The sequence below is a fragment of the Vibrio sp. 1641 genome, assembly GCF_033339995.1.
In the GTDB taxonomy this organism is placed as follows: domain Bacteria; phylum Pseudomonadota; class Gammaproteobacteria; order Enterobacterales; family Vibrionaceae; genus Vibrio; species Vibrio alginolyticus.
This window is the reverse complement of the sequence record NZ_JAWOVP010000002.1, coordinates 495,102-516,907: the sequence shown is the minus strand read 5'-3', so window position 1 is coordinate 516,907 and position 21,806 is coordinate 495,102. Positions and strand designations below refer to the sequence as shown.

General features: G+C 47.2%; 21 protein-coding genes. 11 read left to right on the top strand and 10 right to left on the bottom strand.

The genetic code is table 11. The features are described from left to right. Positions 1 to 16: 16 nt before the first annotated feature. The 5 genes from R7Z47_RS06275 to R7Z47_RS06255 all read right to left on the bottom strand — a co-directional run bounded on the left by R7Z47_RS06275 (position 17) and on the right by R7Z47_RS06255 (position 5,976). The gene (locus R7Z47_RS06275; protein WP_256902740.1) at positions 17 to 1,147 is read right to left on the bottom strand and encodes an enoyl-CoA hydratase/isomerase family protein; all 1,131 of its coding nucleotides are present in this window, start codon (positions 1,145 to 1,147) and stop codon (positions 17 to 19) included. A 10-nt stretch (positions 1,148 to 1,157) separates the two neighbouring features. Beyond that, positions 1,158 to 1,934, bottom strand: coding sequence for an enoyl-CoA hydratase (locus tag R7Z47_RS06270; RefSeq protein WP_053809174.1), 777 nt, complete (start codon positions 1,932 to 1,934; stop codon positions 1,158 to 1,160). Positions 1,935 to 1,983: 49 nt separating this feature from the next. Continuing rightward, entirely contained in the window at positions 1,984 to 3,138 is a 1,155-nt protein-coding gene (locus R7Z47_RS06265; RefSeq protein ID WP_149150630.1) for an acyl-CoA dehydrogenase family protein, read from the bottom strand. Positions 3,139 to 3,233: 95 nt separating this feature from the next. Beyond that, positions 3,234 to 4,727, bottom strand: coding sequence for a CoA-acylating methylmalonate-semialdehyde dehydrogenase (locus R7Z47_RS06260; RefSeq protein ID WP_256902741.1), 1,494 nt, complete (start codon positions 4,725 to 4,727; stop codon positions 3,234 to 3,236). A 70-nt stretch (positions 4,728 to 4,797) separates the two neighbouring features. Continuing rightward, complete coding sequence (locus R7Z47_RS06255; protein WP_005373232.1) at positions 4,798 to 5,976, bottom strand: thiolase family protein; 1,179 nt, start codon at positions 5,974 to 5,976, stop codon at positions 4,798 to 4,800. Between the two features lie 209 nt (positions 5,977 to 6,185). Here R7Z47_RS06255 and R7Z47_RS06250 point away from each other — a divergent pair, with 209 nt between their 5' ends. The 7 genes from R7Z47_RS06250 to R7Z47_RS06220 all read left to right on the top strand — a co-directional run bounded on the left by R7Z47_RS06250 (position 6,186) and on the right by R7Z47_RS06220 (position 13,815). Then, positions 6,186 to 6,572, top strand: coding sequence for a MerR family transcriptional regulator (locus tag R7Z47_RS06250; protein ID WP_005373242.1), 387 nt, complete (start codon positions 6,186 to 6,188; stop codon positions 6,570 to 6,572). A 45-nt stretch (positions 6,573 to 6,617) separates the two neighbouring features. Then, complete coding sequence (locus R7Z47_RS06245) at positions 6,618 to 7,787, top strand: isovaleryl-CoA dehydrogenase (RefSeq protein ID WP_005373245.1); 1,170 nt, start codon at positions 6,618 to 6,620, stop codon at positions 7,785 to 7,787. A 115-nt stretch (positions 7,788 to 7,902) separates the two neighbouring features. After that, positions 7,903 to 9,510, top strand: coding sequence for a carboxyl transferase domain-containing protein (locus tag R7Z47_RS06240; RefSeq protein WP_256902742.1), 1,608 nt, complete (start codon positions 7,903 to 7,905; stop codon positions 9,508 to 9,510). Between the two features lie 104 nt (positions 9,511 to 9,614). Next, positions 9,615 to 10,397, top strand: a complete 783-nt coding sequence (locus R7Z47_RS06235; RefSeq protein ID WP_005373249.1) for an enoyl-CoA hydratase-related protein — start codon at positions 9,615 to 9,617, stop codon at positions 10,395 to 10,397. Beyond that, positions 10,390 to 12,438, top strand: coding sequence for an acetyl/propionyl/methylcrotonyl-CoA carboxylase subunit alpha (locus R7Z47_RS06230; protein ID WP_256902743.1), 2,049 nt, complete (start codon positions 10,390 to 10,392; stop codon positions 12,436 to 12,438). The genes R7Z47_RS06235 and R7Z47_RS06230 overlap by 8 nt, the downstream gene beginning before the upstream one ends. Beyond that, complete coding sequence (locus R7Z47_RS06225; RefSeq protein WP_005373253.1) at positions 12,419 to 13,321, top strand: hydroxymethylglutaryl-CoA lyase; 903 nt, start codon at positions 12,419 to 12,421, stop codon at positions 13,319 to 13,321. Before R7Z47_RS06230 ends, R7Z47_RS06225 begins: the two co-directional genes overlap by 20 nt. Before the next feature lie 173 nt (positions 13,322 to 13,494). After that, on the top strand, positions 13,495 to 13,815 hold the full coding sequence (locus R7Z47_RS06220) for a DUF1840 domain-containing protein (protein WP_005373256.1): 321 nt from the start codon (positions 13,495 to 13,497) through the stop codon (positions 13,813 to 13,815). 98 nt (positions 13,816 to 13,913) lie between these two features. Here R7Z47_RS06220 and R7Z47_RS06215 read toward each other — a convergent pair whose 3' ends face one another. Then, positions 13,914 to 14,780 carry a mechanosensitive ion channel family protein gene (locus R7Z47_RS06215; RefSeq protein ID WP_005373258.1) on the bottom strand — a complete coding sequence of 289 codons (867 nt, stop codon included), beginning with the start codon at positions 14,778 to 14,780 and terminating at the stop codon, positions 13,914 to 13,916. A gap of 332 nt (positions 14,781 to 15,112) precedes the next feature. On the opposite strand from R7Z47_RS06215, the gene R7Z47_RS06210 reads away from it, so the two are divergent. Continuing rightward, the gene (locus R7Z47_RS06210) at positions 15,113 to 15,661 is read left to right on the top strand and encodes a sugar O-acetyltransferase (RefSeq protein ID WP_182039871.1); all 549 of its coding nucleotides are present in this window, start codon (positions 15,113 to 15,115) and stop codon (positions 15,659 to 15,661) included. A 9-nt stretch (positions 15,662 to 15,670) separates the two neighbouring features. Here R7Z47_RS06210 and R7Z47_RS06205 read toward each other — a convergent pair whose 3' ends face one another. Beyond that, on the bottom strand, positions 15,671 to 17,104 hold the full coding sequence (locus R7Z47_RS06205) for a PLP-dependent aminotransferase family protein (protein WP_276576963.1): 1,434 nt from the start codon (positions 17,102 to 17,104) through the stop codon (positions 15,671 to 15,673). A gap of 136 nt (positions 17,105 to 17,240) precedes the next feature. Here R7Z47_RS06205 and R7Z47_RS06200 point away from each other — a divergent pair, with 136 nt between their 5' ends. The 3 genes from R7Z47_RS06200 to R7Z47_RS06190 are packed head-to-tail and all read left to right on the top strand — an operon-like array spanning position 17,241 to position 19,790. Beyond that, positions 17,241 to 18,605 carry a cytochrome ubiquinol oxidase subunit I gene (locus R7Z47_RS06200; RefSeq protein ID WP_005373264.1) on the top strand — a complete coding sequence of 455 codons (1,365 nt, stop codon included), beginning with the start codon at positions 17,241 to 17,243 and terminating at the stop codon, positions 18,603 to 18,605. 28 nt (positions 18,606 to 18,633) lie between these two features. Continuing rightward, positions 18,634 to 19,641, top strand: a complete 1,008-nt coding sequence (gene cydB, locus R7Z47_RS06195) for a cytochrome d ubiquinol oxidase subunit II (RefSeq protein WP_318129898.1) — start codon at positions 18,634 to 18,636, stop codon at positions 19,639 to 19,641. Positions 19,642 to 19,661: 20 nt separating this feature from the next. Then, complete coding sequence (locus R7Z47_RS06190; RefSeq protein WP_005373267.1) at positions 19,662 to 19,790, top strand: DUF2474 domain-containing protein; 129 nt, start codon at positions 19,662 to 19,664, stop codon at positions 19,788 to 19,790. A gap of 69 nt (positions 19,791 to 19,859) precedes the next feature. Here the strand turns inward: R7Z47_RS06190 and R7Z47_RS06185 are convergent, their stop codons facing one another. From R7Z47_RS06185 to R7Z47_RS06175, 3 genes are all read right to left on the bottom strand, one after another. Continuing rightward, positions 19,860 to 20,615, bottom strand: a complete 756-nt coding sequence (locus R7Z47_RS06185) for a PhzF family phenazine biosynthesis protein (protein ID WP_262606780.1) — start codon at positions 20,613 to 20,615, stop codon at positions 19,860 to 19,862. A 139-nt stretch (positions 20,616 to 20,754) separates the two neighbouring features. Further along, a complete protein-coding gene (locus R7Z47_RS06180) occupies positions 20,755 to 21,096 on the bottom strand; it encodes a hypothetical protein (protein ID WP_062731032.1) in 342 nt (113 codons plus the stop codon). Between the two features lie 108 nt (positions 21,097 to 21,204). Further along, positions 21,205 to 21,806: hypothetical protein (locus R7Z47_RS06175; RefSeq protein WP_318129897.1), on the bottom strand; the 602-nt coding region annotated here is incomplete at its 5' end.

Genomic DNA, 21,806 nt, shown 5'->3' with positions numbered 1-21,806 from the left:
GTATTTCTTCCTTGTACTAAAGTGCCGCTATAGCTACCGACGATGCGGTCAGTGGGTATTCTGCTGAGTCAATTGGCGAGAAGAAGCGCTCCAAAACTTGTGGCGTTACGTCAGAAACCGTGCGATGTTGCCAAGTCGGTTGATTGGTTTTATCAATAATCAGCGCACGAACCCCTTCTCTAAAATCACCTTCTAAGCCACAACGTAGTGTTAGGTTAAATTCCATATCAAAACACGCTTTCAAAGAGAGGTTTTGATACTGCGTTAACTGCTGATAAGTGATACTGAGCGACAACGGACTGCCATAGTTCAGTGACTTCTGCGCATTGACGAACCACTTGTTATCAACGTTAGCACGGCTGATTGCATCAACAATTGACGCTAAGTCACCCGAACATAACTGCTCAATCAATTCCGCATAGGGCATCAACATCCCTTCGGTTGGCTCGTCCACGTGTACCGAACGCAGCGTAGTGGCGATTTTTTCGTTGATGTTCGCTTCACCTTTCCAACTTACCGATGCAAGCAGATCCAGCAGCACTTGCTTGTTTTCTGGCTGTGCAATCCATTGGCTTAACCCCAACGCTTTCATATCTGTTGCGTTAATTTGACAAGCAGTCAAACTTAAGAACAGTGCCAAATGTTTTGGCAACTGGTTTAGGAAGTACGTCGCACCTACATCTGGGTAAAGGCCAATTTTAATCTCTGGCATTGCAAAGCGTGTGGTCGTTTCTGCAACGCGATGGCTAGCACCCATAAATAATCCCACACCGCCGCCCATCAAATAACCATGTCCCCACGCGATGATCGGTTTTGGATAAGTATGAATAAGATGATCACAGCGATATTCGAGGTCAAAGAAGGTTTCCATCGCTGAAAACGCAGAATCAAAGTCTTGCTCTTTGTTTTCAAGTGCACGGTAGATCGCTTGAATATCGCCACCAGCACAAAACGCTTTTTCACCTTGAGCATGCAAGAATACCGCGACGACGCTGTCGTCCGTTTGCCATTCACTAAGCTGTTTGTACAACTTCTCAATCATCACGTAACTCAACGCGTTGAGAGCAGCTGGATTATCAAGCTCCAGCACACCAATAACAGAGCCATCAGCGCACGTAAGCTTTGAAACATTTACTGTACCTGTCATTTGGCCTCCGCTAGCTGTTTGTCCATTGTGGCTTGCGCTTTTGCAAAAACGCATTCACACCCTCAGTCTGATCTTGTGTATTGAACAGCTGTAAAAACAGTTCACGCTCTAAAACCAATCCAGCCGCGTGAGTTTGGCTGCGTCGACCTTGAATGAGCGTTTTGCACGCAGAAATGGATTTCGGTGATTGGCCCGCAACACGCTGTGCTAGCTCCATAGCCGCTTCGAGTGCTTGACCTTTCGCCACCACCTCTTCGACTAAACCAATTTTTTCCGCTCGCTCGGCCGTCACACGCTCGCCACACAGGATCATACGCTTCGCCCAACCTTCACCTACCAACGCGGTCAGGTTTTGCGTCCCTCCCGCACACGGCAACAAACCTACCGATGCTTCAGGAAGTGCCATTTGTACTTGTTCTTCTGCGATACGAATGTCACACGCCATCGCCACTTCCAGACCGCCGCCCATCGCATAGCCATTAATCGCTGCGATAGAAACCCCATCGAATGCAGAAAGCGCTTCAAACGCTTCACCAAATGCGAACGCCATGTCTGCTGCTTGTGATTTATCACCCGATGCAAAGTTATTAAGATCTGCTCCAGCAGAGAAGAATTTCTCGCCTTCGCCTGTTAATACCAACGCATAAATGGAGCGATCATTACTGAGTTCAATCGCCAACTCTTTTAGCTGATTCAAAGATTCAAGCGTCCAGGTGTTTGCTGGCGGGTTACTAATCGTGAGCTTGGCAATGTGCGCTTCACGCTCTAGTTTGATTTGTGCCGTCATAATCTTTCAGTCCTTTTTAATTTCTTTAGGTAAGGCTGTGTCTCGCTGACTAAAGCAGCTCAACGCCTTCCGTTAGTAATCGTCTTGCGACGATCAGACGCATGATTTCGTTGGTACCTTCAAGGATTTGGTGAACACGAACGTCTCGGAAATGGCGCTCGACTGGATATTCTTTGATGTAGCCATAGCCACCGTGAATTTGCAGCGCCTGATCGCAGACTTTAAAGCCCACATCAGTAGCAAAGCGTTTTGCCATGGCACAGTACGCACTTTTTTCTGCGTGCTGGGCATCGAGTTTAGCGGCAGCGAGTCGCACCATTTGACGCGCAGCGACCAGCTCAGTCGCCATATCAGCAAGCTTGAACTGCAACGCTTGAAATTGCGCCAGTGAACGGCCGAACTGTTTGCGTTCGTTCATGTATTGCTTGGCTTCGTTCAGTGCTTGTTGCGCAGTACCGACGGAACAAGTAGCGATATTGATTCGACCACCATCAAGGCCAAGCATGGCGAACTTAAAGCCCTCTCCCTCTTCACCCAACAGATAGTCAGCCGGAATGCGGACATTTTCGAAGGTAATCGTGCGAGTTGGCTGGCAGTTCCAACCCATTTTGGCTTCTTTTTTACCGTAGCTAATGCCTTCGCAATCAGCAGGAACAACGAATGCAGAAACGCCACCCGCTCCTTCACCACACGAACGCGCCATCACGACCAATACATCTGTATCACCCGCGCCAGAGATAAACACTTTTGCGCCATTGAGGACAAACTCATCGCCATCACGCACTGCGCTAGTCGTTAGAGAAGCGGCGTCAGAGCCGGCATTAGGTTCGGTTAAACAGTAGGAAGCGAGCTTTTCACCCGAAATTAGATCCGCGCTAAATTGCTGCGCCACTTCGGCTTTGGCAAAGCTGGTGATCATCCACGTCGCCATGTTGTGAATGGTCATAAACGCAGTAGTCGCGGTACAACCCATAGCCAACTGCTCGAAAATGATCGCCGCATCCAAACGAGACAATCCCAAACCACCATGCTCTGGCGGCGTATAGATGCTCAGAAAGCCAAGTTCACCTGCTTGACGCAGTACGTCTTTAGGGAAATGATGGTTTTCATCCCACTCGGCCGCATGAGGCGCTAACATTTGGTCTGCAAACTGCTTTGCTACTTCGGCAAACGCGAGTTGATCTTCGTTTAATTCAAAATCCATCTTGAAGTCCTAAGGTCTAATTCGTTGCATTTGTATCCGAGCCAAGCCCTCTAAAAGGATGAAGGGCTTGGCTAGAGGTGTCGCTAATCCAGTAATTAGCTAAGTTGAATAGTCATGTTTGGACCGCTTGGAATGTCATCTTCAAACCAACGCGCGGTGACAGTTTTCGTCTCGGTGTAGAAGCGAACCGCTTGTTTACCGTAAGCATGCAGGTCGCCGTAGAAGCTGCCTTTCCACCCAGTAAACGAAAAGAACGGCAATGGCACCGGAATCGGTACGTTGATTCCTACGTTACCTACTTCGATATTGTGTTGATACTTTCTCGCGGCAGCGCCGTTCGCCGTGAAAATAGACGTACCATTACCAAAGCGGTTTGCATTGATCAGTTCAATCGCTTCATCTAGGTCATGCACTTCCATAGTTAACAGTACAGGCCCGAAAATTTCTTCCTGATAAATCGACATGTCTGTGGTCACGTTAGTAAACAGTGTTGGCCCCACCCAGTTACCGTTCGGGAAGCCAGGTACTTGGCAGTCTGTCCCGTCCAGAACACAATTCGCGCCTGACGCTTTGCCTTCATTAATCAGATTCACCACTCGCTGCTTCGCTTGAGGGCTAATCAGTGGACCATAACCAGCGGTTTCATCATCCCACGCGCCAGGCTGAACCTGAGCTAACGCCTCTTTAAGCTCTGGAATCCATTCTTTGGTTTCGCCGACAAATACGGCAACCGAAATCGCCATACAGCGTTGGCCTGCAGCACCAACTGACGCGCCAACTAGGTTATTGATGACTTGCTGTTTGTTTGCATCCGGCATGATGACCATGTGGTTCTTAGCACCTGCAAATGACTGCACGCGTTTCAGGTTGTCTGTACCTGTTTTGTAGATGTACTCACCAACGGGCACAGAGCCAACAAAAGAGATCGCACGAACAACTGGATCAGTCAGAATGCGGTCGACTTGCTCTTTGGTCCCGTGAACAACTTGCAATACGCCTTTTGGTGCGCCAGCTTGTTCAAACAGCTCCGCCAGTTTCATTGCCGTTAGTGGCACTTGCTCTGACGGCTTCAAAATAAAGGTGTTGCCACAAGCGATCGCCATCGGGAACATCCACAATGGGATCATCGCAGGGAAGTTAAACGGTGTAATGCCAGCACAAACGCCGAGCGGTTGAATGTAAGAGTAACCATCAATATTGGTCGCGACGTTCTCAACCGTTTCGCCCATCATTGAGCTACAAATGTTTGCAGCTTGCTCTACCACTTCAATTCCGCGCCAAATGTCACCCTTTGCATCCGCGAGGGTTTTGCCTGTCTCACTTGAAAGCAGTATCGCCAACTCATCGTGTTGCTCTTTTAGCAGATGTTGGTAACGCAACATCAATCTAGCACGCTCCGGCGCTGCAACTTCTTTCCAGCGTTTGAACGTTTCTGTTGCGCTGGTAATCGCCGCATTCATTTCCGATTCCGTGGCACAAGGTACTTGTGCAATCACTTCGTTGGTTGCCGGGTTAGTTACATCTAGCCATTGTTTTGAATCGGAGATGGCAAATTCACCACCGATATACTGCTTTACTTGTTCTGTCATGATGACATCCTTGTATTTTTCAGCTTGTTACTGACTACTGTTATGTAAGTGAAACTTTGTTGAGAGTGATTTAGCAGATTTCAATCGCGATAGCGGTAGCTTCGCCGCCGCCAATACAAAGCGATGCAACGCCACGCTTACCACCAGTTTGTTTTAGCGCATGAATCAAAGTGACAAGGATTCGATTGCCACTTGCGCCTATTGGATGCCCCAGCGCACAAGCCCCTCCGCGAGGGTTCACTTTGCTCTCGTCCAGTTCGAGAGCTTTCACCGCGTATTGAGTCACGACAGCAAAAGCTTCATTGATTTCCCAAAGTTCCACGTCTGATTTGTCCCAGCCCGTTTTTTCCAGCAGCGATTCAATCGCGAAGACTGGTGCGATGGTGAACTCATCAGGCTGTCTTGCATGCGTGCTGTACGCGACAATTTTGGCTAGAGGCTGAAGGTTTTCCTGACGACCAAACTCACTATCGACTAAGATCATTGCCGACGCACCATCCGAAATGGAACTAGAGTTTGCTGCGGTTACGCCGCCATCTTTGGCAAACGCAGGGCGTAAGGTAGGAATTTTAGTGACGTCGAGTTTGCTCGGTTGCTCATCATCTACAACCAAGGTTTCGCCGCGCCGACTTTTTACGTTAACAGGCACGATCTCTTCTTTGAACAAACCTTGTTCGATTGCTTGCTGCGCACGAGTCACCGACTGCTGCGCCCAGGCATCCATACTTTCACGGCTAAACTGATACTTTTGCGCCGTCTGTTCTGCAAAGACACCCATCAGCTCGCCTTGGTAGGCATCCTGCAACCCGTCATAAAACATGTGATCAAGCACTTGCTCGTGACCTAAACGGAAACCATCACGCGCTTTCTTTAATAGATAAGGAGAAGACGACATGTTTTCCATGCCACCAGCGATGACAGCATGCGCATTGCCAGATTGAATAAGGTCATATGCCAGCATGACGGTTTTCATACCCGAACCACAAACTTTGTTCAGTGTCGTACAACCAATCGATTGTGGCATTTCAGCTTTAAGACTTGCTTGTCTTGCAGGCGCTTGCCCCACACCGGCGGTTAAAACGCATCCCATCAACACTTCGTCTATTTTGTGCACATCGAGTTGGCTTTCGGCTAGCGCCCCTTGAATGGCTTTCGCACCGAGTTCCGTGACATCTGTTGAAGCTAATGCACCTTGAAAAGAGCCGATAGGCGTTCGCTTAGCGGCAACAATCCATGTTTCATTTTTCATTCCATTAACCTTTTATTGACGTTTACGTCATAACTATACTAACATTTACGTTAACGTCAAGTTTGAGGTTATTATTTGTTCGAGTGATTCTTTGATTTCGAGTAAATGCGAGTGATATCAAGGCTCAAGAGTGGATGTTGTTTGTTTACTTTAACGTTAACGAATTGTATATTCATGTGAATGTTATACGAAAGTCGTAAGGTTAAGGAATGAACACATTTAAGATCAGCGAGCTCGCGAAAGAGTTCGACATTACTACTCGAAGCATTCGCTTCTACGAAGATTTAGGTCTCCTAACTCCAGAACGTAAAGGCAACACTCGAATCTACAATGGTCGCGATCGAATTCGACTAAAACTGATTTTGCGAGGTAAGCGATTGGGCTTTTCTCTTGCAGATATCAAAGAGTTATTTGAACTCTACGATACCGATCAAAGTACTGAGCAGTTGAACTATATGATTCGGTTGATCGAAGAGAAGAAGGCAGCATTGCAACAGCAAGCAAACGACATTCAAGCGGTAATGATGGAGTTAAATGCTGCGCAGTTGCGATGCCAAAACACACTGAGATCCATGAAAGGCGAAAAAGTCACCTAACACCTCAACTCTGGGATGTAGGTGACGTAAAGGCAAGGACACGCAATGAAATCTACCTACTCTTCCCTGAACTTTGTTTATGACGAAAATACCGATTTGCTTCGCGAGCAAATCAATAGTTTTGCTGCAAGAGAAATTGCGCCGCTAGCGCAATCTATCGACCAAACTAACGACTTTCCAAACCATCTTTGGTCCAAATTAGGTGACATGGGTCTTTTAGGTGTGACCACCAGCGAAGAGTTTGGTGGTGCAGGCATGGGCTATCTCGCCCACGTTATCGCTATGGAAGAAATAAGCCGAGCATCCGCTTCGGTTGCGTTAAGTTACGGCGCTCACTCCAACCTTTGCGTCAACCAAATCCACCGTAACGGCACACAAGCGCAAAAAGAGAAATACCTACCTAAGCTCATCTCCGGTGAACATATCGGCGCCCTTGCTATGAGTGAACCCGGCGCCGGCTCTGATGTGGTCTCTATGCAGCTTAAAGCCGAACGTAAAGGCGATATTTTCCTATTAAATGGCAACAAAATGTGGATCACCAACGGCCCTGATGCACACACCTATGTTGTCTACGCAAAAACCGACCCAAGCCAGCACTCCAAAGGCATCACGGCGTTTATTGTGGAACGCGGATTCCCTGGATTTACTCAAGCACAAAAACTCGACAAGTTGGGCATGCGCGGCTCGAATACGTGTGAGCTGGTCTTCCAAAACTGCGAGGTCCCTGCGGAGAATATTCTCGGCGAAGAAAACCAAGGCGTGAAAGTATTGATGAGCGGCCTCGACTACGAACGTGTGGTGCTTGCAGGCGGCCCACTTGGCATCATGCAGGCGTGTATGGATATCGTTGTGCCTTACATTCACGACCGTAAACAGTTCGGTAAATCCATCGGTGAATTCCAGCTAGTTCAAGCAAAAATCGCGGATATGTACACACAAATGAATGCCGCTAAAGCGTATGTTTACGCCGTCGCTGCCGCTTGTGATCGCGGTGAAACCACACGTAAAGATTCTGCTGGCGCGATCCTCTACAGCGCAGAGCTGGCAACCAAGATGGCACTGGATGCGATTCAACTACTTGGCGGTAACGGCTACATCAACGAGTTTGATACGGGCCGTTTGTTGCGAGATGCCAAGCTGTATGAAATCGGTGCGGGCACGTCAGAAATTCGCCGCATGCTTATTGGTCGCGAATTGTTTAACGAAAGCGCCTAATCATCATACCTAGGCGGTTCGAACTCGAAACAACTTCCTTATTCAATCTAAATCTTATTCAACCTAAATAAAGACGGGTGGTGACACCCGTCTACCGAATGGAGATCGGCTATTTATGGCTTGTTTGACGACCAATATTAATACCCATTCAGAGCAGTATCAGGAAAACTACCGCTCTATGGCTTCACTTGTAGATCAACTTTATACCGTGACTGCCCAAATAGAAGATGGTGGCGGTGAGAAAGCCCGCGAGCATCAGCAGAAGAAAGGCAAACTTCCGGTACGTGAGCGCATTCTTGCCCTACTCGACCCTGGTTCGTCCTTTCTAGAAATTGGTCAATTTGCTGGCTGGGATGTGTATCCAGATTACGTTCCATGTGCTGGAGTGGTTGCAGGTGTGGGTGTGATTGACGGCACTGAGTGCATGATCGTCGCGAACGACGTGACGGTAAAAGGCGGCAGTTACTACCCACTCACCGTGAAAAAGCACTTAAGAGCACAAGAAATTGCAGAAAAATGCCAACTGCCGTGTGTTTACTTAGTCGACTCTGGCGGTGCTAACCTCCCCCGCCAAGATGAAGTCTTCCCAGATAAAGACCATTTTGGCCGTATTTTCTACAACCAAGCCCGTATGTCGGCCAAAGGCATTCCACAAATTGCGGTGGTCATGGGGCTATGTACCGCTGGCGGCGCTTATGTCCCTGCCATGTGCGACGTATCCATCATAGTCAAAGAACAAGGCACGATTTTTTTGGCAGGTCCACCTCTTGTAAAAGCAGCGACAGGTGAAGAAGTCAGTGCGGAAGATCTTGGTGGCGCAGACGTTCATTGTCGCACCTCTGGTGTGGCGGACTATTACGCAGAAAATGATCACCACGCGTTAGAGTTGGCAAGACAAGCCGTTTCTCAAATTAACCACTTGAAACCCGTTCAACTCAAGCAAAAAGCACCACAGGAACCACATTTTCCTGCCCAAGAGCTGTACGGCATCGTCGGGACCGATCTCAAAAAGCCGTTTGATGTTAAAGAGGTCATTGCCCGAATTGTTGATGATTCCCAGTTCGATGAATTTAAAGCCTTGTTCGGCGAAACCTTGGTCTGTGGCTTTGCCCATATTCACGGTATGCCGATTGGCATTGTCGCTAACAACGGCATTCTATTTTCGGAATCAGCACAAAAAGGCGCGCATTTTATTGAGCTGTGCGCACAACGCAAAACTCCTCTGCTCTTCTTGCAGAACATCACGGGCTTTATGGTCGGTCAGAAGTACGAAGCCGAAGGCATCGCCAAACATGGTGCGAAAATGGTAACTGCTGTTGCGTGTGCAGACGTGCCGAAGTTTACCGTAGTGATTGGTGGCTCGTATGGCGCTGGGAACTACGGCATGTGTGGCCGCGCTTATGATCCAACCATGATGTGGATGTGGCCAAACGCGCGCATCTCCGTCATGGGTGGAGAGCAAGCGGCTGGCGTGATGGCGCAAGTGACCCGCGATATCAAAACTCGCAAAGGTGAAAGCTGGAGCGTAGAGGAAGAAGAAGCGTTCAAACGTCCAATTGCGGAGCAATATCAGACTCAAAGCCATGCATACTACGCCAGTGCACGCCTGTGGGACGACGGCATTATTGACCCTGCGAAAACCCGTGATGTTGTCGGCATTGCTCTGTCTGCTGCGCTTAATGCGCCAATACCAGACAGTAAATTTGGCATCTTCCGCATGTAGCCGGATGCAAGGCAAACCTTAACTCCTCGCGAATACCGATGTTTAAAAAGTAATGGTTAGCGAGCATTGAAATACAGACTGAAATGTCAGACAAAGGAAGTCACATGACCGGACTACTGCTTGAAAAAGACAGCAATGGCGTTGCTTGGTTGAGCCTCAATCGACCAGAGAAACACAACGCGTTTAATGATGAATTAATTGCTTCACTTATCGACACCTTGGAAAAACTTGAGAGAGACAACTCTCTACGTGCATTGGTACTAACGGCGCAAGGTAAACACTTTTCTGCGGGTGCGGATCTTGGCTGGATGCAGTCAATGGCCACCAAAACCGAGGGGGAAAATCTGCAAGATGCACAGCAGTTAGCGTTGCTCTTGCACAAACTGGATACCTTTAGCAAACCAACCATTGCTATGGTGCATGGCGCTGCATTTGGCGGCGCACTTGGGCTTATCTGCTGCTGCGATATCGCTATCGGTACACCTGAAAGCCGCTTCTGTTTGAGTGAAGTGAAACTCGGTTTGTTACCCGCGACAATCGGACCCTACGTCATTCGAGCGATTGGACAACGACAAAGCCGACGCTACTTTTTAACCGCGGAACTGATTGATGCCGAAACCGCACTATCGATGAGTATTCTTCATCAGATAGACTCTCAACCACGTGAAGCCGTCAATCGCACCATTGATCACCTGCTTAACAACGGTCCACAAGCCATGCAGGCAGCAAAAACGCTCTGCTTACGTTGTGACAATCAACCTATCGAGCATTCATTAATTGAATACACCAGCCAAGCTATTGCAACCGCCCGCGTGTCCGAAGAAGGACAAGAAGGACTGAGTGCATTTTTTGAAAAGCGCGCCGCCAATTGGAGGAATCATGTTTAAAAGAATACTGATCGCAAACCGCGGTGAAATTGCCTGCCGAATCATTAAAACCGCAAAAAGCATGGCTATAGAGACGGTTGCCGTCTATTCCGAAGCGGATCGCAGCAGCTTACATGTTAAACAAGCGGATTTCGCTGAATTCATTGGCCCCGCTCCTGCGAGTGAATCGTATCTCGATATCGATGCAATTATCGGCGCTGCGAAAAAATGGCAAGCCGATGCTATCCACCCTGGGTATGGTTTTCTTTCCGAGAACCCTAAACTGGCGAAAGCGTGCAGCGAAAATGGCATTGTTTTTATTGGCCCTCCCACCAGCGCAATTGAAGCAATGGGTTCGAAGTCGCAAGCCAAAGCCATCATGTCTGAGGCGAACGTGCCCTTGGTTCCCGGCTATCACGGCACAGACAACAGCGTAGAGCACTTATTAGCGGAAGCTGAAAAAATCGGTTACCCAGTGATGCTTAAAGCAACACAAGGTGGCGGCGGCAAAGGCATGCGAGTGGTCAACAGCGCAGCCGAAATGCCGCTGGCTATCGACGGAGCGCAGCGTGAAGCACTTTCAAGCTTTGGCGATAAGCAGCTTCTAATCGAAAAATGCATATTGCAGCCTCGCCACGTGGAAGTTCAGGTATTCGCAGACCAGCGTGGCAACTGTGTCTATCTTTCTGATCGCGATTGTTCCATTCAGCGTCGTCACCAAAAAGTAGTCGAAGAAGCACCAGCTCCCGGTCTTAGTGATGAACTGCGTAAACAAATGGGTGAAGCTGCGGTTCAGGCCGCTCAAGCGATCGACTATGTTGGCGCTGGCACGGTGGAGTTCTTACTCGATAGCCGAGGTCAATTCTACTTCATGGAGATGAATACCCGTCTGCAAGTTGAACACCCTGTCACTGAATTGATCACCGGCGTTGATTTGGTGGAGTGGCAATTCAAAGTCGCAGCTGGCGAGCATTTACCTATTTCGCAATCGGAAATCACCCACAACGGTCATTCAATTGAGCTGCGAATTTACGCAGAAGATACAGACAATGACTTTATGCCGTCGACTGGCCGCATTGATTACTTAAAAGAACCCGTATCAGACAGTAGTGTGCGCCTAGCGTGCGTGCGCGTTGATAGTGGTGTTACCCAAGGCGATAGCATCAGCGAATATTACGATCCAATGATCAGCAAACTGATCGTCTGGGGGCAAACTCGTGATATCGCTCTAAAGCAGATTAAGCAGGCGTTAACTCAATATCACGTACGTGGCGTAACGACAAACATTGGTTATCTGCACAGTATTATTTCGCAGCCAGCCTTTGCCGAGATTGAGCTCGATACAGGTTTCCTCGTAAGACATCAACAAGGCATAAATGAGCAGCAAGACGTCTCGGATTCAATCTGGCTTGCATTGGCGGCGGTTGCTCGTTGGAATGATCTCATTTCAAAATCAGACAGCTCAACGTTACCCGCGCCAACCAAACGAGGTTTTAGACTGTCAGTTGACAACGTTTACCGATTTAACTTCACGGATGCCAATGCCAACCATCAGGCACGTTTGCAACAATCATCGCAAGATACAGGATCTCACTTCACTGTCCGATGCGGCGAGGATCTGCATCAGGTCATCCTGCTTGAAAGTGACAACCAGTTTATCGTCGATATTGATAATGTGCGTTACACCTTTAATGCACTTAGCGATGAACAAAGAACAACACTATTTTATCTTGGTCAGCAGCGCACGTTCGCTCATCAACCTAACTTTGACTCTGCAAAAGATGTAGATGATGAACTAAGTCCAACCGCACCACTCAACGGCATAATTTCAGCAGTTATGGTGGCTAAAGGTGACGAAGTGGCGGCGGGCGATCCGCTTTTGGTACTCGAAGCAATGAAAATGGAATACACCATCACGGCTCCGGTAGCAGCAAAAGTCGACGAATTGTTTTATCAGCACGGGGACCAAGTACAGCACGGTTCCATCCTGCTGAATTTGGCTTTGATATCGGATAACGTCAGTGAAGATAAGGAGCGCGAATATGCTACCAGCGAAGGTTAATATCGTCGAAGTCGGCGCTCGTGATGGTCTGCAAAATGAAACGTCAGTGACGCTGGTTGATAAAATCCGTTTGATTAACCAACTAAGCAGCAGTGGCTTAAAGCATATTGAGGCGGGATCTTTCGTCTCTCCAAGGTGGGTGCCTCAAATGGCCGATTCCGATCAGGTGTTCGCTGGTATCTCAAAAAAGCCTGAAGTGGTTTATAGCGCGCTCACACCAAATCTCGCAGGGTTAGAACGTGCGTTGGAAAGCGGTGTAAAGCGAATTGCGGTGTTTGGCTCCGCTTCAGAAACGTTCAGCCAGAAGAACATCAACTGCAGCATTACCGAAAGTCTCGCTCGATTTGAGCCCGTTATCGAATTGGCGAACCAGCATAACATTCCTGTACGCGGGTACTTGTCTTGTACCATGGTGTGTCCATATGAGGGAGTAATCAAGCCAGAGCAAACTACCAAGGTCGCCAATACGTTGTTTGATATGGGATGTTATGAGATTTCGCTCGGTGATACTGTCGGTAAAGCAACGCCTAATCGCGTTATCGCCATGCTGGATTCGTTGTTAACGCTACTGCCAAAAGACGCGCTCGCAGTACATTTTCATGACACTTATGGACAAGCATTAGCCAATATCTACCAAGCCTTGTTAATGGGCATCAACACCATTGATAGCGCAGTAGCGGGGCTCGGCGGCTGCCCTTACGCGAAAGGAGCCAGTGGCAATGTTGCAACGGAAGATGTACTTTATCTGTGTGAGCAACTTGGGATTGAAACAGGCGTTGACCTTGGCGTCATCAATGAAGCGGGTTGGCAAATTTGCCGTGCGTTAGGAAAGTCTCCTGCTTCTAGGGTCGCATTAGCTCTGGGCGATCCGTATAGCTTGTAAATCATCAACAACCAATCAGGTAATGTATTTAAACGGGCATGCAGACGTACGTGCCCGTTTTTTATTGTTACTCATAAAAACCTTAACGCTCAACGGTCTTCATCACATTAATTAGTGCCTGATTTCAGCTACAATTTAGTTTCAAAGCGAACATATAAAACAGGATCAGGTAAATGCTCATAACATTTCGTTGTCGAAGCCACTCAAACGTCACAATGTTTGGTGATATTGCATTAGATATGCTCAAAATGATGGGTCACAGCGGCACGGTGCCGGGATCAATTTCCGCTCAAGATGTTCCTGACGCGTTATCAAGATTAACTTCTGCTCTATCTGCGAAAAATGCAGCTGAAGAAAACCTCCCTACTGATGTAGACGAAGAGGAAGAACAAGCAGAGCCCGCGGTAAGCCTAGGACGCAGAGCGTTTCCACTGATTGAGTTGCTAAAATCAGCAATCAAAGAAGAATGCGAAGTCATGTGGGACAACCAATAACGCCTTCAAACTGGTTTCTAGCGAGGTGAATCCGTGTTGTGACCGCCTCGCTATGGTTACTCGACACCAAGATAAGAACACCAATACCGCTTATCGCCCTATCCGTTTCTCTCCCTAGACAACTTAATTTGCCCATCAATGTGCACATCTCGTTGTGGAAACGCGATTTCAATGCCGTGCTTTTCGAAAGCTTCGTAGATTTCAAAACGCATGGCACTTGCGACCGAGCGAATACCGCCCTCAACCGTTGAGTTAATCCAAAAATAAGATTCGAAGATCAAAGCATTGTCACCAAAGTCTTGAAAAAACACATCTGGCGCTGGCGAACTCAGAACTTGCGCTTGCTGCGAAGTCACTTCCGCCATTAAGGCAGCAACCTGTTTGACATCGCTCCCATACGCGACGCCGACGACGACCGAGCCACGAACTAATCTGTCGCATAACGTCCAGTTGATCACCACGTTCTCAATCAACTGACTGTTGGGTATGAGCATATGAACACCATCGGTTCGTCTGATTCTCGTTGAACGTGTATTTATTTGCTCGACAGTGCCTTTGGCGCCCTCAACCTCTAAAAAGTCCCCAATTCGAATTGGCTTTTCACCAATCAAAATCCAGCCACTTATGAAGTTGTTAATGATGTTTTGCGCACCAAAACCGAAGCCGATAGCGATGGCACCAGACAGAAAGGCAAACGCGGTAATTGGCACATTGATCATCGAAAGTGTGGTCATAAAAATAATGGCGAGAGCGATGACAAATAATATCCGTTTAACCAAATGAATAACGTTTGGATCTTTCCCCGATGAGGACATTCTTGACGTAACGGTTTTGATTAAAATTTTGGACAACCATAAAGCGACAATCACCCATGTCGGCACCATCAATATCGCCCACAACGTGATAGGTTGTTCGTTAAAGGTAAACAGTGTTGTTTCTAAAAATGAAATGACCCGTTCGAACATAAAGTGCTCACTCTTGATTCATCGTTGCCAGCAAGCCAGAGCGCATAAGTCATAAATTTTTGGATCAATCGATAGCGCAGCGGCTCAATTAAGTTCTTCTTATTAACTATATTGTAATCTACGTAAAACGCTTCGAGTGGTTTCCCACTTTGGCTTCAACCGATTAAGCCATTTAGGGGGACGTCTTTGTGAACTAAACGAGCCAATCAACCAACTGGATACGCAAGGCAAATCAGTGATAACTTTCTGATTTTTAAGCATCAAATTTTCACTTCGAATCACTCTCACCTATTATGCACCTTATTGCAAATAACATTGATGGAATGATTGTTATGTCAGAACTGACTCGGATGCGCTCTGGAGAAACCTATAATTGTCTGGATGAAGAACTAAAGCTAATGCGCGCCAAAACCGCGCAGCTTGTCTTCCAGTTTAACCACGAGCCAAACCCAGATATCCGTAGACAACTATTGGCGGAAATGGGCGTCCAATTAGAAAACAGCGCCTGTATAGAGCCACCGCTTCAACTTACCTACGGTTGCCACTTGTCCATCGGGGAAAACACCTACATCAACTGGGACGCCGTTATTCTGGACAATGGGCAGGTTGAGATTGGCGCGAACGTCATGATTGGGCCTAGAGTGCAAATTTACACAGCCGCTCATTCACTCGATACACAAAGACGCTTAGCCGGAGATGAGATCGCCAAACCGGTAAAAATTGGCAATAACGTTTGGATTGGTGGGGGCGCAATCATACTGCCAGGCGCGACCATTGGCGATGAGGCCGTCGTCGGCGCTGGCTCTGTCATAACCAAAGACGTTGCGCCGGGCGATCGAGTTGGTGGAAATCCGGCGCGCTCCATTAAACTAAAAAACTGAAGAAAGTCGCTATTTTGCCAAATGATCGCGAATAATGTTGGCAAGCAGATTGAGAGCATGGACGTATTTGTCATTAAGCTCAAAAGAAGCGTTAAGACGAATACAGTGATCGTATTGTTCTGTCAGGCTGAACATCTTTCCCGGTGCGATGCTGATATTATCTTTTAGCGCTTCTCGATATATCGGCAAGGCATCAATATGCTTGGGAAGCTCTAACCAAATAAAGTACCCGCCGCTTTGGCTTAACACTTTGACTTCTTCAGGTAACAGCTCATTAAGCAGATTCGTCATCTTACTTTTACGTTCAAACAGCTTTTTCCGTAACTGCTTCAAATGCGATTCATAATTGCGGCTTGTTAAATAGTGCACCAATGTCATTTGCACTGGTGCACTCGTCGCTAATGTACTCATTAACTGTAACTTTTGTACCTCTAGCGCCCGCTTTCCCGCCGCAACCCAACCAATACGTAGCCCTGCGATTAGTGATTTTGAAAACGAGGAGCACAACATGGTATTGCCCGTGTCATCAAACATTCTTAGTGGGTAAACCGAGTCATTCTCGGCATGCAGTTCGCTGTACACATCATCTTCAATCACTGGCACGTTATATCGCTGTGTCAGCTCAGTCAGCTTTTGTTTTTTCTCGTTGGAGAGCGTAAAACCCAGAGGATTCTGGAAGTTCGACATCAGCCAGCACGCTTTCACATCATGCGTTTGCAGCGCTCGTTCCAATGAGTCTAGGTCAATGCCCGTGACTGGGTCTGTTCTTACTGAGAGCGCTTTCAAGCCTAACCGCTCTAAGGATTGCAATGCACCATAAAATGCAGGCGACTCCACAACCACCCAATCTCCCGGTCTTGTGCAGGCTTGCAAACTGAGCGTTAACGCCTCCAGCGCGCCTGCCGTAATGACAATTTCATCGGGTGAAATTTCAATGCCTTTCGCAGCATAACGCTTCGCGATGATGGTGCGTAATTGTTCGTTTCCCGGCGGTAAGTTATCAAAGGTGGTGGAAATCGGCATATTGCGAGCGGCTGCGCTCATCGCCCGATTCACGTGATAGCGTGGATACAAACTTGGGTCTGGATAGGCAAAGCCAAAATTGATCATGGATGGATTTTTGCTCGCCTGCAGAACATCAAAGATAAACTCATTGATGTCTACCTGCTCTGTCCACGAAACTGCTGCTGGCGCTTGGGGTTCATTTGAGCTCTTAATATTGGGCGCGACTCGATAACCAGATCGCGGCTGTGACGTGACCCAGCCTTGAGATTCCAGAATTTGATACGCGTGCAACACCGTCATCAAGCTCAAACCCGAGTGTTCAGATTGGCGACGCAGCGAAGGCAGCTTGTCACCCGGATGCCATATCCCCGATTTTATCTGCCTTTTAAGCTGTTCCACTAACTCTTGATACTTCACCAAACGCAAATCCCCTTCCATAAAGCCGAATTCAAAATAATAACACTTCAATATTTAATCTGTTATAGGTTTATAGTCACTGTCTGTACCTACTTCCCTCATTCCGCTCCTTTTAAAATAGCTCTCTCATAAAACTTAAAAGATCAAAGGAAGTTTAATGTTTGGCCTCGACGCATTTATGCTTGCACGGATACAGTTCGCCTTTACGGTATCCTTTCATATTATTTTCCCCGCTATCACCATAGGTTTGGCCACCTATCTCGCCGTGCTGGAAGGCTTATGGCTAAAAACACGTAATCCCGATTACCAAAAGCTCTATCACTTCTGGTCGAAAATTTTTGCGGTTAACTTTGGAATGGGTGTTGTATCTGGTCTTGTCATGGCTTATCAATTCGGCACCAACTGGAGTGGCTTCTCCGACTTCGCTGGTTCTATCACAGGCCCATTACTGACTTATGAAGTGTTAACGGCTTTCTTTCTCGAAGCCGGATTTCTTGGCGTAATGCTGTTTGGGTGGCGTCGCGTCGGCGAAAAGCTGCACTTTTTTGCAACCTCGATGGTGGCGTTAGGAACGATCATTTCGACGTTCTGGATTCTCGCCTCCAACAGTTGGATGCAAACGCCACAAGGCTATGAAATTGTCGACGGACGTGTGGTGCCAACCGACTGGTTTGCTATCGTTTTCAATCCTTCATTTCCTTATCGTTTGGCGCACATGAGCGTCGCGGCTTTCGTCAGTTCAGCACTCTTTGTAGGCGCGTCAGCCGCTTGGCATTTATTGAGAGGCAATCAATCGACTGCGGTAAAAACCATGTTTTCGATGTCGCTCGGGATCTTAGTGTTCCTTGCGCCACTCCAAGCCGTGATTGGCGATGTGCACGGGCTAAACACTCTGGAACACCAGCCCGCCAAAATCGCTGCCATCGAAGGACATTGGGATAACAGCGATGGCAAACCAACCCCATTGATATTGTTCGGCATGCCAAACATGGAACAAGAACGCACAGACTATGCCTTAGAAATTCCTGTTTTAGGAAGTTTGATCCTACGCCACAGTTTAACTGAGCCAATCCCGGCGCTGAAAGACTTCCCGAAAGAGGAACGACCGAACTCACCTATCGTCTTTTGGTCATTTCGAATCATGGTCGGGCTAGGACTTCTGATGATTTTTCAAAGCTTCTACAGCATATGGTTACGAAAAAAGAACACGCTTTATACTTCGCGTTGGTTCCTCAAGTTTTCATTGTTTATGGGGCCATCTGGTCTTATCGCAATACTCGCTGGCTGGTTTACGACAGAGGTTGGTCGGCAACCTTGGGTCGTGTATGGCGTACAAAAAACGCGTGATGCGGTTTCTGCACACGGAGACCTACAAATGAGCATCAGCCTGCTGTGTTTCCTTGTTGTATACAGCTTGGTATTTGGCTTTGGTTATTACTACATGATCCACCAAATCAAGAAAGGCCCCGATGCAATCGAACACGATGAGCACGACATGACGACCGTTTCAGGCCGCATCTAGAATTTGTCACAAAGTGAAGGTAGAAAATATGCATTTTGATTTATCCGTGATTTGGTTCGCGATCATCGTTTTTGCCACTTTGATGTACATCATCATGGACGGCTTCGATTTGGGTATTGGAATACTGATGCCCTTCATCAAGGATGAAAAACAAAAAGACGTCATGGTCAACAGTGTCGCGCCAGTTTGGGACGGCAACGAAACTTGGATTGTGCTTGGAGGCGCATCTCTATTTGGCGCTTTTCCGATGGCTTACGCGGTGATTATTGAAGCGCTAACCATCCCTTTAACGTTGATGTTGATTGCTTTGATCTTTCGTGGCGTCGCGTTTGAGTTTCGCTTTAAAGCATTGGAAAGCCACTTAAAGTTCTGGGATCGATCTTTTATGGTCGGCTCGATTTTAACCACGTTTTTCCAAGGCATCGTTGTTGGCGCGGTAATTCAAGGCTTTGCGGTGGAAAACCGCGTCTTCGTAGGTAGTCAACTCGACTGGCTCAGCCCTTTTCCCATCTTTTGTGGTTTGGGTTTAGTCGCAACGTACGCGCTGCTTGGTAGCACATGGCTCATCATGAAGACGGAAGGTGAACTGCAAAACACGATGTACCGCTTCACTAACAAAACACTACTGGCGATGATCTCCGCATTAGTCATTGTGAGCGCTTGGACTCCACTTGCTTACCCTGCCATTGCGGAAAGATGGTTTTCTCTGCCTAATTTGTTCTACTTACTGCCCGTACCTGCCATTACTGGGCTGGTATGTTTGAAGATTGCAGACTCCGTTAAAAAGCGTAAAGAGCGCAGCCCTTTCGTGATGGCATTGGTGATCGTGATTCTCGGGTTCGCTGGGCTTGGCATCAGTATCTGGCCAAATATCATTCCTCCTAGCATATCAATATGGGAAGCAGCGGCTCCTGCAAGCAGTCAGCGCTTTATGCTCGTTGGAGCAGTGATCATCATCCCGATCATTCTGGCTTACACCTTTTGGAGTTACTACGTCTTCTCCGGAAAAGTAAAAGAAGGCGAAGCGTACCATTAACGAGTTGATAAGGAGTGAGTATGAAAATCAAAAATTGGTGCCGCCAATGGGCTTGGATGGTTGGAATTTGGGTCGTTAGCGTCGCTGCATTAGGGTTAGTGTCTATGTTATTTCGCGTCATGATGACCGCTGCCGGGTTAAAATCTTAGCTCGACACGTTTAAGTCAATAAAAAATGGATGCCTCTAGACCTTGTGTAAGAGCTAGAGGCGTTTGCATTCAAGTCCGACTTTTCACGTGTGCAGACAATACGATCGTAGATTCTAAACCGCGAGCCACTTCAAAATAACCACCAGCACGAGATAGCTGACGAGCCGTCAATTTTTCTTTGCCTAGCTTTTCAAACCAATAAGGCGCCAATGAGCACTGAGCCGAACCTGTGGCAAGATCTTCTGAAATACCGATTTTAGGTGCAAAGTAACGCAGCACATAGCCACTATCAGAACTTTGAGCCGTCACGATGACAGCATGAAACTCATCAATTTTAATCAGCTCATCAAAGTTAGGTTGATAGCGAACAACATCATCTTCTGATTCGAGAACAACAACCAAATCACGCGTTGTAAAAGCATCTACGGGGTGATTGGAAAAGCCTGAAATACCCAAGGGGATGGCATGAGGCTTGGCTAGCCAACTTGGCATCACTATCCGATACATTCCATCCAGTCCAGTAACGGTAATATGGCCATACTGGCTTTTTAGAATGACCTCATTCTGATGATAGTTGGAAATGATTGCAGCGCCTGCGCCCAAACTTCCGTGTCCACATAGGTTGATCTCTCCTTCTAGGCTAAACCAGCGAATGTGGTAGTCACTGCCAGACTGAACCACAAATGATGTGACAGGTTGAGCGACCTGATGAGTGATTTGAAGTAATTCAGAATCACTCAGCCAGTGATTTAGTTCGACAACGCCACATGGATTACCTTGAGCTAACTCATCACAAAATACATCAAATATTTGCGCTTTAATCATCCATCATCCTTACTGTTTGGCGTCTTGTTGACGGGTGAGCGACTCAATACTGATACCACTGCATACCGCCTTAATCACTAAAACCAACGCACAGTAAAAATGCCATGCGTTGCGAACCCCTCTTGAACAATTTGTTCGCTTAAATTCTGTAGCACCAAGCCACACTCGCCCAAAACATAATGTTCAAAGCCCAGATCATCACACTTTGAACAGGAAGCATGTGGAAAACTAACTGTGGACATGCCCTAAGCTCTCTCAGAGAGAACAACATTTGAGGCTGAAAGTCCCAACTGGTTGCTAAACGCAGACCTCTTTTGAACCAAGGGTGATTCACCAAATATTCAGCGTAAGATGAATAAATTGTCCACAAACCCAAAAGACCAAACAGCTCAATTATTGAGATTACTTCCAAACTAAAGGGCAATAATGAAGGTCCTCCAATAAGCAAAATAGCCGCAAATATCCATTTTCTATTTATCATTACACATCCTTGTTAATGATTTAATCTAACTGCGTATATAAAAGATTCGAGAAAAGCTTGTCAGTTCCTAAGCTTTGAGGCATCAGGCCTGACAAGCATATGTATTAGCTATTTCTGATCGTCAAATTCATTAACGGTTTTTAGCCAAATAGCAAATTGGTTCAAGGATGTCTCATGACGTCTCTTAATATTTAACTCATCGCAAATAACATCTATTGGCGCTTCTGGGTTCTTCTGAATCGCAAACTTAGCAAGCCCCAAAGCCTCCTCATACGACAGCTCATTCCACTTTCGTTCATAACCGAATGCCTCTACACCCCGCCACTCAATCAAATCGACCATATTACTCGGCGAAACCCAGAGTGTTGGAGAGTACCCATCGCTCTCTTTGATACCAGCGAAAGTATCAAGTATTTTTCTCATATACTCGAGTTGCTTTTTGCTTGTACGTGTTAAGCCATGTAGGTTGGCTATTTCGAGGGTAAGTGCATGCAGTGTAATACCAGGGCGTTCGATAAGGATGTCTTTAGCAAGTTGAGTGAGCCTATCAACGTATTCAGGTTTAAAATAATTTGCGGCATCCAATGTAATCGATGAAGCGTTCTCGATTTCATCAAATTCTTTACCAGAGCTCCCCGTTTGTTCAAGACAAAAACCTGTGCCTGAGTTTAAAGTTGAAGGACCTCTCGCTAACACTACTTTTCCCTCTG